The 14,022-nt window shown below is 41.4% G+C and carries 10 protein-coding genes and 1 tRNA gene; 2 read left to right on the plus strand and 9 right to left on the minus strand.

The window, feature by feature from the left end; translation table 11 throughout:
- Window positions 1-5 precede the first annotated feature (5 nt).
- The 9 genes from QZ114_RS00250 to argR all read right to left on the minus strand — a co-directional run bounded on the left by QZ114_RS00250 (window position 6) and on the right by argR (window position 11,375).
- Window positions 6-77, minus strand: a tRNA-Glu gene (locus QZ114_RS00250).
- A 111-nt stretch (window positions 78-188) separates the two neighbouring features.
- Window positions 189-623 (minus strand): cytidine deaminase, encoded by a 435-nt coding sequence (locus tag QZ114_RS00255; protein ID WP_295498214.1) that lies wholly within the window; start codon window positions 621-623, stop codon window positions 189-191.
- A gap of 13 nt (window positions 624-636) precedes the next feature.
- The gene (gene gltX / locus QZ114_RS00260) at window positions 637-2,097 is read right to left on the minus strand and encodes a glutamate--tRNA ligase (protein WP_295498218.1); all 1,461 of its coding nucleotides are present in this window, start codon (window positions 2,095-2,097) and stop codon (window positions 637-639) included.
- 127 nt (window positions 2,098-2,224) lie between these two features.
- Entirely contained in the window at window positions 2,225-3,574 is a 1,350-nt protein-coding gene (locus tag QZ114_RS00265) for a glucose-6-phosphate isomerase (RefSeq protein WP_295498221.1), read from the minus strand.
- 170 nt (window positions 3,575-3,744) lie between these two features.
- Window positions 3,745-4,434, minus strand: coding sequence for a gamma-glutamyl-gamma-aminobutyrate hydrolase family protein (locus QZ114_RS00270; protein WP_001138351.1), 690 nt, complete (start codon window positions 4,432-4,434; stop codon window positions 3,745-3,747).
- 288 nt (window positions 4,435-4,722) lie between these two features.
- Window positions 4,723-6,489 (minus strand): multidrug efflux ABC transporter subunit PatB, encoded by a 1,767-nt coding sequence (patB, locus tag QZ114_RS00275; protein ID WP_295498226.1) that lies wholly within the window; start codon window positions 6,487-6,489, stop codon window positions 4,723-4,725.
- 1 nt (window position 6,490) lies between these two features.
- Window positions 6,491-8,197, minus strand: a complete 1,707-nt coding sequence (gene patA, locus QZ114_RS00280; RefSeq protein ID WP_295498229.1) for a multidrug efflux ABC transporter subunit PatA — start codon at window positions 8,195-8,197, stop codon at window positions 6,491-6,493.
- Between the two features lie 146 nt (window positions 8,198-8,343).
- On the minus strand, window positions 8,344-10,878 hold the full coding sequence (gene mutS, locus QZ114_RS00285) for a DNA mismatch repair protein MutS (RefSeq protein ID WP_295498232.1): 2,535 nt from the start codon (window positions 10,876-10,878) through the stop codon (window positions 8,344-8,346).
- Window positions 10,879-10,928: 50 nt separating this feature from the next.
- Window positions 10,929-11,375, minus strand: a complete 447-nt coding sequence (gene argR, locus QZ114_RS00290; protein WP_007557440.1) for an arginine repressor — start codon at window positions 11,373-11,375, stop codon at window positions 10,929-10,931.
- 134 nt (window positions 11,376-11,509) lie between these two features.
- On the opposite strand from argR, the gene argS reads away from it, so the two are divergent.
- Window positions 11,510-13,201, plus strand: a complete 1,692-nt coding sequence (gene argS, locus QZ114_RS00295; RefSeq protein WP_295498238.1) for an arginine--tRNA ligase — start codon at window positions 11,510-11,512, stop codon at window positions 13,199-13,201.
- Between the two features lie 412 nt (window positions 13,202-13,613).
- Window positions 13,614-13,859 (plus strand): hypothetical protein, encoded by a 246-nt coding sequence (locus QZ114_RS00300; protein WP_033682430.1) that lies wholly within the window; start codon window positions 13,614-13,616, stop codon window positions 13,857-13,859.
- The last annotated feature ends 163 nt before the right edge of the window (window positions 13,860-14,022 follow it).

The raw sequence follows: 14,022 nt of genomic DNA on the forward strand, positions 1-14,022 counted from the left end.
CACCATAGTCCGTACGGGATTCGAACCCGTGTTACCGCCGTGAAAAGGCGGTGTCTTAACCCCTTGACCAACGGACCCTAGAGTTGTTTTCAACTCTTTCTATTATACCCACTTTTTCTTCCTTGTCAACTACTTTTTTTATCTTTTTTCAAATATAAGTAAAAAGAGCCAGAATTATACTGACTCTTCTATTGATTATTAAACTTAGAAGCACGTTCTTCTCCCCACCAATATGGGATTAGTTCTGCTACTTTCACTGTCTTTCTCGTATCGTAGTCCATCATGAATTCTGCATCTTTATTTTCAGCGTTCAACTCCAAGAGAAATTCTCTGCAAGCTCCACAAGGCATGGCTGAACTTCCACCATAAGGTGGTTTGTTTCGAAAAGCTATTACTTTCTTAACCTTAGTTTGTCCTGAAAATTGGTACATATTGAAGAGTGCCGCCCGTTCTGCACAGAGATGGAACACACCACAGGTTCCCTCCATACAGAATCCTGTAAATACTTGTCCATTTTCTGCTTCTACTGCGGCTACAACATGGTTGGCATAGACAAAGTCTGATACTTCATGTGGATTATATAGTTTCTGTGCTTCTTCGTACATCTTTTCCCATATGTCCATTGTTGCATCCTTCTTATTTAGAGATTTCTTTTAACATATTTTCAATATGCTGGATTGATTTTTCACGGCCTAACAAAAAGATAGTATCTGGCAATTCTGGTCCATGCATTTCACCTGAAACTGCGATACGAATAGGCATGAAAAGATTTTTCCCTTTAATACCTATTTCTTTTTGAACAGCTTTGATTTGTGGGAAGATATTTTCTGTTACAAATTCATCATCTGTCATCGCTTCGAGTTTTGCTTTGAAGGCTTCAAGAACTGTTGGGACTGTTTCACCCGCCATGACTTCACGCTCTGCTTCTGTCAATTCTGGAAAATCTGAGAAGAAAAGGTCTGTCAATGGAACGATTTCGTCAACTGACTTCATTTGTGGTTTGTATAATTCAACTAATTTTTCAGCCTTATCAGTCAATCGACCTGCTTCCTCTAAGAATGGTTTTGCCATTTCAAAGATAGTTTTTAGGTCTGCATTCTTGATATAATCATTGCTCATCCAGTCGAGTTTCTTCTGATCAAAGGCTGCTGGAGACTTGCTGAGGCGGTTTTCATCAAAAAGTTTAATGAGTTCTTCACGAGAGAAGATTTCATCTTCGCCACCTGGGTTCCAACCAAGAAGAGCAATAAAGTTAAAGACTGCTTCTGGTAAATAACCTTTTTTACGGTAGTCTTCAATAAACTGGAGGGTGTTGGTATCGCGTTTAGACAATTTTTTCCCGGTTTCAGAGTTGATGATTAAGGTCATGTGACCGAACTCTGGGGCTTCCCAACCAAGTGCTTCATAGACCATAAGCTGTTTTGGTGTATTAGCAATGTGGTCGTCTCCACGGATTACGTGAGAAATTTGCATATCATGGTCATCGATGACAACGGCAAAGTTGTAAGTTGGGTAACCGTCTTTCTTTTGAATAACCCAGTCACCACCAATATTGCCACCTTCAAATTCGATATCGCCTTTGACCATATCATGCCACTTGTAGATACCTGACTCATTGACAGCCAAGCGCACAGTTGGGATAATTCCTGCTGCTTCACGTTCTGCGATGTAAGCCGCTTTTTCCTCTTCACTCATACCTAGGTATTCATTTACGTAGCGAGGGGTTTCACCAGCTGCTTCTTGGCGTTCGCGTTCAGATGCCAGCTCTTCTTCTGTAACGTAAGATTTATAGGCTTTTCCTTCAGCTAATAGTTGGTCAATGTATTTTTGATACAAGTCCAAACGTTCAGACTGGCGGTAATTTTCATGTGTTTCTGGGCTTTCATCCCAATCCATACCTAACCAACGAAGGTTTTCAAGTTGTGAACGTTCACCATCCTCAACATGACGTTTACGGTCAGTATCTTCGATACGAATGATAAAAGTTCCACCATGATGACGTGCGTAAAGGTAGTTGAACAATGCTGTACGGGCATTCCCGATGTGTAGTAGTCCTGTTGGACTTGGTGCGTAACGTACGCGGATATCTTTTGACATAGTTTCTCCTATAAAGTCTCTAGGCGTCTGCCTTTTTGCTTTCTATATTATATCACAAGTCTTGGCTGAGTCCAATCTCTATGAATAAAGAGAGTAAAAAGAGTGGACAAACCACTCTTTTCTTCTATTATAGACGTGCGTTAAGTTCTTTGCTCAATTCTTCAAATCCTGGTTTTCCAAGAAGGGCGAACATGTTACGTTTGTAATCTTCAACACCTGGTTGGTCAAATGGGTTGATGGCATTCAAGTAACCAGAAAGGGCAATTGCCAATTCGAAGAAGTAGATAGTGTAACCAAGAGTGAAAGCGTCTTGCTCTGGAAGAGTCACATACATGTTTGGTACATCACCATCTGTATGGGCAAGAAGAACACCGTCAGTCGCTTTTTTGTTTACAAAGTCAACGTCTTTTCCTTGAAGGTAACCAAGGCCGTCAAGGTCTTCTTCCAAAGTAGGAATAATCACATTCTTGCGCGGTTTGTCAACACGGACAACTGTTTCAAACATGATACGAGTTCCTTCTTGGATAAATTGACCAAGTGAGTGCAAGTCAGTTGAGAAGTTGGCTGAAGTTGGGTAGATACCTTTTTGGTCTTTTCCTTCTGATTCACCAGCCAATTGTTTCCACCATTCTGAGAAGTATTGAAGTGATGGCTCGTAGTTTACCAAGATTTCAGTTGCATAGCCTTTACGGTAAAGAATGTTACGAACAGCTGCGTATTGGTAAGCTTCGTTTTCAGAGATTTTATCTGAAGTGTAGTCTTTTCGAGCTGCATTCGCACCTTCCATAAGAGCTTTAATGTCAGCTCCTGATGCAGCGATTGGAAGCAAACCGACTGCTGTCAATACTGAGAAGCGTCCACCGATATCATCTGGAACAACAAATGTTTCCCAACCGTTAGCGTCTGCTTCAACCTTAACAGCACCTTTTTGGCGGTCAGTTGTTGCATAGATACGTTTGTTGGCTTCTTCTTGACCGTATTTCTTAACCAAGAGTTCTTTGAAGACACGGAAAGCGATAGCTGGTTCAGTTGTTGTACCTGATTTAGAAATCACGTTTACTGAGAAGTCTTTGTCAGCTACATACTCTACCAAGTCAGCAAGGTAAGTAGATGAGATTGAGTTTCCTGCGTAAAGGATTTGTGGAGCTTTGCGTTCTTCTTTTGTTTGCAAGTTTGCAAAGTGGTGGTTCAAGAAGTCGATTGCTGCTTTAGCACCAAGGTAAGATCCACCGATACCGATAACAACCAAAACATCGCTGTCTGACTTGATTTGCTCAGCAGCTTTCAAGATGCGGTCAAATTCTTCGCGGTCGTAGTTTTCAGGAAGGTCCAACCAGCCCAAGAAGTCGCTACCAGCACCAGTCCCTTTACGAATCATTTCGTCAGCAGCTGTAACTTGTGCTTGCATGTATTCCACTTCGTGTGGTGCAACAAATTTGTCTAAAACTTTTGAATAATCAAATTTAATATGTGACATGTTATTCCTCCAATATTTTTTCTTTTCTATCATAACGCTTGCCTTCGTTTTTTTCAAGTTTTTTTGTCGAATTTCTCCAATTTTTATCAGAATTCAAACGTTTGCGTAAAAACACAACATTCTAAAAATTTTGAAATAATAAAAGAAAGAACGACCAGATACACCAGTCGTTACAATTCATTCAATAAATACTCAAATAGTTCTAAATTGCCATCTTCTTCATTAACCAGAAATTCTGGATGCCACTGTAAACCGATAATGCGGTGTTCGTCGATAGACTCAATCGCTTCGATGGTTTGGTCTCTTGGATCAATAGCAGTTACACGGAAATTAGGTGCCAAATCTTTAATGCTTTGACGATGGACGGAATTGACCTGACTTTCTTTTCCAAATAGCTTAGCTACTACGCTTCCTTCTACCGTCTCAATAGAGTGAGATGTTCCGAAAGGTAGACCTTGCCAATGACCTTCAATTTCTTGATTGAGGGTTCCACCAAAGGCAACATTGACAAGTTGAACACCGCGACAGATTGCCATAATTGGTTTATTCTGACGGAGCGCTTCCTTCAAGAGTGCCAATTCAAATTCGTCACGGACTAGATTATAGTCATCGCTCTCAATGGTTTTTTTCTCTCCGTAAAATTGGGGATGAACATTTTGCCCACCTGTCAAGATGAGTTTGTCAATCATTTCTACATAATCGCGCACGACTGACTCATCACCAACAGGAATGACTAAAGGGAGACCACCGACTTGACGAATGCTCTCTGCGAATCTACAAGATACAGATGAATGAATGTTTTTGCCCTCTGCGTCTACGGGACATAGATTTGCAGCAACTCCTACAACCGTTCTAGGCATGATGTCTCTCCTTTCGAATGTTAATACTCTTCGAAAATCTCTTCAAACCACGTCAGCGTCGCCTTACCGTATATATGTTACTGACTTCGTCAGTTCTACCTACAACCTCAAAGCAGTGCTTTGAGCAACCTACGGCTAGCTTCCTAGTTTACTCTTTGATTTTCATTGAGTGATATGATAGTCCTATCATATCACTCAAGACACCTTTCGTCTAATATGTTTTTTTTAAGACTGTGATAAATATTTTTTATGGACAAGAAAAAGCTGCCCAAGAGGACAACTTCTTTCTTATTCAAAAACAAATTGATTGTGATAGAGTTCTGAGTAGAATCCACCTAGTTTTAGGAGTTCATGGTGGTTACCGCGTTCAATGACTTCTCCATCTTTAAGGACAATAATCTGATCTGCATCGAGAATGGTTTTCAAGCGATGGGCAATGACGAAACTGGTTCTACCTGCTACAACTGCCTCCATGGCATGCTGAATCTTGCTTTCGGTTACCGTATCTACATTTGAAGTGGCTTCATCGAGAATGAGAACTTCTGGATCTGTCATCAGGGTTCGAGCGATAGAAATCAATTGCTTTTGTCCTGTCGAGAAGATGCTCTGGTCATCATCTATAAGAGTATCGTACTTATCAGGTAAACTTTCGATATAGTCGTGAATGTGGGTTGCCTTGGCTGCTGCCTCAACCATTTCTTGACTAGCATCTGGCACACCGAAACGGATATTGTCTCGAATGGTTCCGCTAAAAAGAACGGAATCTTGCAAGACAATCCCCACCTTGCTTCTAAGACTATCTAAGTCATAGTCACGAATATCTTTACCATCAAAATAAATACCACCAGCATCAACATCATAAAAGCGATTGATAAGATTCATAATAGTCGTTTTCCCTGACCCAGTCGGACCAACAACCGCTATCATCTGTCCTTTTGGAGCAGAAATGCTGACATCTTTCAAAATAGGTTTATCAGGCAAGTATGAAAAATCGATATGACGGATTTCGACACCTTCTTGCAACTTAGTAAAGGTCGGAGCCTTTTCAGGTCGGATTTCTTCCTCTGCGTCAAACATTTCCTGAATCCTCTCAGCACCTGTAAAGGCCAACTGAAGGCTTCCCCAACTAGCTGCAACTTGGATAATAGGCTGGTAGTAGTGCTGTGAAAATTGGGCAAACATAACAATCAAACCTAGGGCTGTACTTGTTTCGATAGACTTATCATTCAAAAGTACAGCTGAACCAGCAAAGATGACGATGGCTGTATTAACCAGACTCATCCCATTCATGACAGGGAAAAGAATTCCTGAGAACATTCTTCCTTTAAAGGTTGCCTTGCGCACGCGCTCATTTTGTTCAAGAAATCCTGCCATCATATCCTCTTGAATCCCTTGCACAATCACGACTTTTTGACCTGAGATACTCTCATCCATATAGGCGTTGAGCTTCCCTACCTCTTTCTGCTGGAGGTTGGTGTATTTGCGTGCCATTTTCACGATGAAAATTAGCATGAGGAAGGCCACTGGTGTGCTGGCAATGGTGATGAGCGCCAGTGTCACATTTCTCGAAAACATGACAAAAATCAGACCAATGTATAAAACAATATTGCTCATGACCTGAACCAAGCTTTCGTTAAAGGCTTGGAGGATATTATCTAAATCACTAGTAAAACGAGACAGGATATCGCCATCTTGTCGGCGGTCAAAGAAAGAAACCGTCAACCGAGCAAGCTTACCGAAGAGGCCTTTGCGCATCTCGTTGGTCGATTCTGCAATCACACGCGTCATAAGACACATGTATATCACACTGGAGATAAATAAAACCAAAACTAGCAGGCCAAGATTGACCATGATTCCTGATAGGCTCTGCCAAACAAGTTCTGGATCGCCATTTTGATAAGCTTGAACTAAATTGGCTAGCTCTGTTACCGCTTGTCCAGAAAAAACCGGAAAGAGGGCTTGGGCAAGAGTTGATAGAACCAGCATCAAGATAACAACCACAAATGAGAACTTATAGACCTTAAAGTAATGCCAAAAAAATTGAACTGTCTTCATTTTACTCCTCCTTTCCTTTCTGTGTTTCATAAATTTCACGATAAACGGCATTATTGGCAACCAAGTCTGCATGCGTGCCTTGGCCAATCAATCGTCCTTGATCTAGAACCAAAATCTTGTCTGCATGGACAACCGAGCTAATTTTTTGAGCAATAATAATGGTTGTCGTCCCTTTCAAGTCCTTATTCAGGGCTTCTTGGACCAAGCGCTCTGACTTGGCATCCAAGGCTGAGGTCGAATCGTCAAAAATCAGAATACGTGGATTGCTGACAATCCCTCGAGCAATCGACATCCGTTGCTTTTGCCCACCAGAGAAATTGGTTCCCCGTTCCTCAACTGGACTTTCAAAGCTTTTCCCCATACGATGAATGAATTCACTAGCCTGGGCAATATTGGCTGCGCGCTCCATTTCAAATAGAGTAGCATCTCCCTTACCCTGTCTCAAGTTATCTGCAATCGTTCCACTAAAGAGAATGGCACGTTGAAGAACGATAGAAACAGTTTTGCGCAGGGTTCCTCCACTCACTTCTCGAATATCCTTGCCTCCGATTTTGATAGCCCCTTCCTGCGGGTCAAAGAGACGTGGAATCAATTGAGCCAAGGTTGATTTTCCTGCACCAGTCGCTCCAACTACACCAACCATTTGACCAGGTTCAATAGTAAAGCTCACATCTTTCAGCATCGGTTCCTTGTCCATTGGATAGGTAAAGGTCACATTTTCAAAGCTAAGACTTCCGACCAACTCTTCATCTTGGACATCCTTAAAGGTCATGGCCGGCTCTGCGTCCAGAATTTCTCGAATACGACGCATGGAAATCACGGCACGACTGACAGAATTTCCCAAAAATCCAACCATAACAATAGTAAAGATAATCTGGCTTAGGTAATTGACAAAGGAAGCAATGGACCCAACAACTGACGGTTCCGACTGAACCATCCCCGTAACTAGCCAAATAGAGAGGAAGACCGCCCCGTAGCCGACCAACATCATAAAGGGTTCCACTACTGAAAAGGCATAACCGATGTAAAGATTTTGATCGAGAAGCTCGTCTGAAACCTCCGTAAACTTAGCAAACTGCTCTTTTTCTTGGACAAAGGACTTGACTACACGAACACCACGAAGATTCTCCTTAGCAATAGCATTGATGCGCTCAAGAAGGGTTTGAAACTTGGCAAAACGAGGTCCCATCATCCCCATCATAACAGCAGTCAAACCAAAAATTAAGACTACCATGAGAACAATTACCCACCACAGAGAAGGTAAGGTTTGAATCGCCAGGATAAACGAACCGATGAACAAAAGGGGAAGTCTGAAAAGGATTTGGAAGGCCATCATGACCACGTTCTGAATCTGGTTGATATCATTTGTCATGCGAACGACTAGATTTCCCGCATTAAATTGTTCAATATTGGCATAAGAAAAGGTTTGTATTTTACGGAAGGCATCCTCCCGAAGGTCAGATGAAACTCCTTGGGCAATATAGGCTGCAAGGACAACATTGAGCCCACCAGCAACCAGACCGACCAAGGCCACACCAATTAACCAAACCCCGATACTATAAATGGCTTCATATTTACCAGCAAGGAGTGCATCTAACACTTCCTGCAGGTAACGCGGTTGCAAAAGTGAACTAGCAACCATCAAGCCTGTCATCAGGAGCGAAGCCAAGGCCTGCCACTTGTAGGTTTTTATTTTCTGAATCAGCATACTTTCTCCTTAAAAAATAGACAAAAGGGAGCGACAATGCGTCAGCTCCTTTTCATTCTGTTTGTGTGATGCTATTCTAGCAAAAAAGTGGGGACTTGTCAAAGAAGTATCCTTGATACAGCTAGAATGATCAGCAATTCTTGGATTTATAGTTTCTGTTTTAACTCAACCAAAACATTCATAGCCTGCATAGGTGTCATATTGTAAACATCCAGTTTAGCTAATTCTGCTAGGATAGGATGCTCTTCTGCCATATCAAAGAGTGAAATCTGTTCAGTGACGGCACTTGTTTGCCTCACGGGAGCAGGACTTTCTGTCTCTTGATTCTCTAACTGAGTCAAAATCTTATCCGCCCTTGCTAAAAGGTCTGCTGGCAAGCCAGCAATCTTGGCAACATGGATACCGTAGGATTTATCAGCTGGTCCTGGTTCGATCTTGTGAAGGAAGGTGACCTGCCCATCCTGCTCCAAGGTTGCCACGTGGACATTGACCAAGTGTTCCAGACTAGACTCCAGACTAGTCAACTCATGGTAGTGGGTCGCAAATAGGGTCTTGGCTCCGATATGCTCATGGATGTATTCGATGATGGACTGGGCAAGAGCCATTCCGTCATAAGTTGCCGTTCCCCGTCCCAATTCATCAAAGAGAATGAGGGAATTCTTGGTTGCATGAGAGATGGCATTGTTGGCTTCCATCATTTCTACCATAAAGGTCGACTGACCCGAAACTAAATCATCTGCCGCTCCGATACGGGTAAAGATTGCATCAAAAATCGGTAAATAGGCGCTTTCTGCCGGTACATAGGAACCCATCTGGGCCATAATCGCCGTCATGGCTAACTGACGCATGTAGGTTGACTTCCCGCTCATGTTGGGTCCTGTAATCAGTTGAATACTGGTATCTTCTGCCATCTGAATCGTATTTGGAATATAGGTCTGAGCTCCCATGACCTTTTCAACGACAGCATGGCGTCCTTTCTGGATATCGATTTGTGAGTCATCGCCAAACTCAGGTCGAATCAGATGCTGAGTTTCAGCCACAACCGCCAGGCTCTGTAAGACATCAACCGTCGCAATTCCTTGGGCTAGAGCTTGTAAACGCTGGATGTACTTGCCGACCTCTTCACGAATGCACATAAAAATTTCGTACTCTAAGTTGGCTGACTTCTCACGTGCCTCTAGCATATCTCCTTCTATACGGGCTAATTCTTCGGTTCCAAAGCGTTCTGAGTTTTTCAGCGTTGCCTTGCGGAAAAAGTGGACAGGCACATTTCCCAGTTGCGAATTGGTCACATGGAAATAATAGCCATCCTTTTTATTGTATTCAATCTTGAGCGTACTGATACCAGATTTTTCTCGCTCCTTAGCCTCAATCTCAGCAATCCAACCAGTTCCTTCTCTGAGAACGCGACGGTACTTGTCTAAGGTCTCATCAAATCCAGTCCGTATAATACCACCTTCCGTAATCACATGAGGCGCTTCAGGAGCAATCGCTGCGCTAATCAAGTTCTCCAACTCAGGGATTCCATCCAGTTGTTCGATGAAATAGGCTAGAGCGGATTGCTCCATTCCTTCTAAAATCGCTCGAATCCGTGGTACACTAGATAAGGTGGTCGCCAACTGCAAGAGATCCTTTGGATTGATTTTGCCAAAAGAAACCCGACTAGCCAAGCGCTCAATGTCATAAACACCCTTGAGACTGTCTGTTAAATCACTACGCTCAAAGAAATGGTCAAGAAAGACCTGCACCACTTCTTGACGTTGGATGATTCGCTCCTTGTCAATCAAAGGACGATGAATCCAAGAACGTAACAGACGCATCCCCATAGCCGTCTTGGTTTCATCCAAAAGCCAGAAAAGACTACCTTGCTTCTTGCCTGAACGAGCATTCTCAACCAAATCCAAACTAGCCTTAGTCGCATAATCCATCTGCAAGAAATCCTTGATTTCATAGCGGATAACAGGTTTGAGGTGGTTCAATTCCCTCATCTGGGTCCGATGAACATACTGGAGCAGCTTACTAGATGCCGCTTGTTCTACGCTTACCAAACGCGAATCCAGTAGATGGACATCCTCAAAAGATTCTTTTTCATAGGAAAGAACTAGACTCATCTGACAGCTGAGAACTTGCTCTTCTTCCTCAGACAAGTCATAGCCTAACACCACTTCCCGTGCTTTCAAGTTACGAATTTCCCCACAGACCAACGTGAAATCCAGAAGCCCTGTTACATAAAAATCACCTGTCACCAAGTCCATATAAGCCAAGCCAAAGTGATTACCTTCACGGTCTAAAGCGACCAAAAAGTTATTTTGACTATCTGGTTTACTGCTATCGACCACTGTTCCAGGAGTAATGACCTGAACGACCTCTCGTTTAACAACCCCAACTGCTTGTTTAGGATCTTCCATCTGCTCCGCAATAGCAACCTTATATCCTTGCTCAATCAAGACATCAATGTACTGTTGGGCAGAATGGTGAGGAACGCCAGCCATGGGAATCGGATTGTCTGCATTCTTATTACGGCTAGTTAAGGAAATTTCTAGAATCTGCGCAGCATTAACCGCGTCTTCATAAAATAATTCATAAAAATCACCCATTCGAAAAAGCAAAAACGCATCTGGATATTGTTTCTTAATATCCACATACTGTTGCATGCCAGGTGATAGCTTTTCTGACGCCATATGCCGTCTCTCCTTGTCAAAAATAAGTCTTGAGAATAACTCCCAAGACCTTACTTATCTTTCATCAAATCTAGCAAACGATCTTCCATTAATTTGGCAACGTGCTGGTCTCGACAAATGACCAATAAGGTATTTGCACCAGCAACTGTTCCTAAAATCCATTCATCCTTGTTTGCGTCTACAATATTTGCTAAAACAGAGGCTTCTCCAAGTCTTGTATGAAGAACCAAAGTAAACTCTGCTCTCGCAACACCTTCTAAATGATGAGACAAAAACTCAACCAAATCGATTTTTTCTGTCTCATTTGCTAGTACATAGTACACCATACCATTTTTCTTGACCTTGGTCAAGCCGATTTCACGCAAATCACGTGATAAAGTTGTCTGAGTAACAAATACATTGTGCATTTCTAACCTATCTTGGATCTCTTTTTGTGTACCCAATTTCTCTTCAGTGATCATTTTTATAATTAACTGATGACGATCTCTTTTCCTCATAAAATCCTCTTATATGTATATTTATTAAAAATTTATAACTTTATTATACCAAAAAAATAGGAGATTTCAAATTTTTTATTTTCTTTCTTTGAATTTATGATAAAATAGTAGAAAAGTCCAAAAAGGAGCCTGTAATGAATACAAAAGAACTGATTGCTAGCGAGTTGGCTAGTGTCATTGATAGCCTAGACCAAGAGGCTATTTTAAATTTACTGGAAACCCCTAAAAACTCAGAAATGGGAGATATTGCATTTCCTGCTTTTTCACTTGCAAAAGTCGAACGTAAAGCACCTCAAATGATTGCGGCTGAACTGGCTGAAAAAATTAACAGTCAATCCTTTGAAAAGATTGTCGCAACAGGACCTTACGTCAACTTTTTCCTTGATAAAAATGCTATTTCTGCTCAAGTATTGCAAGCTGTTATCACTGAAAAAGAACACTATGCTGATCAACATATTGGTAAACAAGAAAATGTTGTTATCGACATGTCTAGTCCGAATATTGCTAAACCATTCTCTATTGGTCACTTGCGCTCAACTGTTATCGGAGATAGCTTGTCACATATTTTCCAAAAAATCGGTTATCAAACAGTTAAGGTCAACCATTTGGGAGACTGGGGTAAACAGTTTGGAATGCTGATTGTTGCCTATAAAAAATGGGGGAATGAAGAGGCTGTCAAAGCACATCCAATCGATGAACTTCTTAAACTCTACGTTCGTATCAACGCTGAAGCCGAAAATGATCCTAGCTTGGATGAAGAAGCACGCGAATGGTTCCGTAAACTTGAAAATGGAGATGAGGAAGCTCTTGCACTTTGGCAATGGTTCCGTGATGAAAGTTTGGTGGAATTTAACCGCCTTTACAATGAATTGAAAGTTGAATTTGACAGCTATAACGGAGAAGCCTTCTACAACGATAAGATGGATGCAGTTGTAGATATTCTTTCTGAAAAAGGCCTTCTTGTTGAATCAGAAGGGGCTCAAGTTGTCAATCTTGAGAAATATGGCATTGAACATCCAGCCCTTATCAAGAAATCTGATGGCGCAACTCTTTATATCACACGTGACTTGGCTGCAGCCCTTTACCGTAAAAAGGAATACCAATTTGCCAAATCTATCTACGTCGTTGGTCAAGAGCAATCTGCCCACTTTAAACAACTCAAAGCTGTCTTGCAAGAGATGGGCTACGACTGGAGTGACGACATTACTCACGTTCCTTGTGGTTTGGTTACAAAAGAAGGGAAAAAACTCTCTACTCGTAAAGGGAATGTCATCTTGCTAGAACCTACTATTGCAGAGGCTGTTAGTCGTGCCAAGGCCCAAATCGAGGCTAAAAATCCTGAACTAGAAAACAAAGACCAGGTGGCGCATGCTGTTGGGGTTGGAGCCATTAAATTCTATGACCTCAAGACCGACCGTACAAATGGATACGACTTCGACCTAGAGGCTATGGTATCCTTCGAGGGGGAAACTGGTCCTTATGTACAATATGCCTATGCTCGTATCCAATCTATCTTACGTAAAGCAGACTTCAAACCAAAAACAGAAGCTAATTACAGTTTAAATGATGCTGAAAGTTGGGAAATCATCAAACTCATCCAAGATTTCCCACGAATCATTAACCGTGCAGCTGATAATTTTGAACCTTCTATCATTGCAAAATTTGCTATTAATTTGGCTCAAGCCTTCAACAAATACTATGCACATACACGTATCTTGGATGAAAGCCCAGAACGTGACAGCCGTCTAGCCCTTAGCTACGCAACAGCCGTCGTTCTCAAAGAAGCTCTCCGTTTGTTAGGTGTAGAGGCTCCAGAGAAGATGTAAATCGTTACAAGAGACTGGAACTAAAGTTCCTAGTCTCTTGACGGCAATCGCTATATGGCGAATTGCCTAAACGCTTCACTAATTCACCAAACCGAATAATATCGATTTGATTAGGCTCATGTCGCAATCTTCAAGTTACTTGATTGCGAAGAAATCTAAGTAACTAACGCCAAATCCTATTCGGACTTTGGCTAGGCGCTTCACTAGTTTTAGGACATAAATATGATCGATTTATATTTCTTTACGTCGTAACCAGAGATACTTACCTAAACACTTGACTAGTCTTCAAATTACTTGATTGATAAGTAATCTAAGTACTTAAGCTAAATCTTGTACGGAATTTGACTTGGTATGATACTATTCTACCTAAACTATCCTTTCACTACTTCTTCACTATCCAAGGAGATATTCTATGAGTCAATATGCTTATATCCTCGTTGTTATTAGCTTGGTCTTCCTTTTTCTTCTCAACAAGTATGAAAAAGAGAGACTTCAGAAACTCTATCAAGAACAACTTTTAAAGGATGAAACATTCAGGGCTGACATCAAAGAGAAAATTCAAACGACTGAAAATATCAATGATGTCATTGCTTACATTAATAAAACTTACCATTTAGGAATGTTATTATCAAAAGACATCACCGATCAATTGAAATAAGAGATCTCACTTCTTCCAGAATCAGTCTCTTTTAGTTGATCAAATGGATATACTTAAACTTTTCAATAAAATAGACAAATGAGACTAAAGCTTTCTTTATTTAGTCTCATTTTTTATTTTTGATACAAGCTAAAAAGATTCATCTAACCAGCAACTCAAATGC

Origin of the sequence: uncultured Streptococcus sp. (assembly GCF_901875575.1) — a bacterium.
Classification (GTDB): Bacteria; Bacillota; Bacilli; order Lactobacillales; family Streptococcaceae; genus Streptococcus.

Bases quoted from the DNA above. Each gene is read 5' to 3' on its own strand.
- argR (WP_007557440.1), bottom strand. From the start codon at position 11,375: ATGAGGAAAAGAGATCGTCATCAGTTAATTATAAAAATGATCACTGAA.
- patA (WP_295498229.1), bottom strand. From the start codon at position 8,197: ATGCTGATTCAGAAAATAAAAACCTACAAGTGGCAGGCCTTGGCTTCG.
- mutS (WP_295498232.1), bottom strand. From the start codon at position 10,878: ATGGCGTCAGAAAAGCTATCACCTGGCATGCAACAGTATGTGGATATT.
- QZ114_RS00270 (WP_001138351.1), bottom strand. From the start codon at position 4,434: ATGCCTAGAACGGTTGTAGGAGTTGCTGCAAATCTATGTCCCGTAGAC.
- patB (WP_295498226.1), bottom strand. From the start codon at position 6,489: ATGAAGACAGTTCAATTTTTTTGGCATTACTTTAAGGTCTATAAGTTC.
- argS (WP_295498238.1), top strand. From the start codon at position 11,510: ATGAATACAAAAGAACTGATTGCTAGCGAGTTGGCTAGTGTCATTGAT.
- QZ114_RS00255 (WP_295498214.1), bottom strand. From the start codon at position 623: ATGGACATATGGGAAAAGATGTACGAAGAAGCACAGAAACTATATAAT.
- QZ114_RS00265 (WP_295498221.1), bottom strand. From the start codon at position 3,574: ATGTCACATATTAAATTTGATTATTCAAAAGTTTTAGACAAATTTGTT.
- QZ114_RS00300 (WP_033682430.1), top strand. From the start codon at position 13,614: ATGAGTCAATATGCTTATATCCTCGTTGTTATTAGCTTGGTCTTCCTT.
- gltX (WP_295498218.1), bottom strand. From the start codon at position 2,097: ATGTCAAAAGATATCCGCGTACGTTACGCACCAAGTCCAACAGGACTA.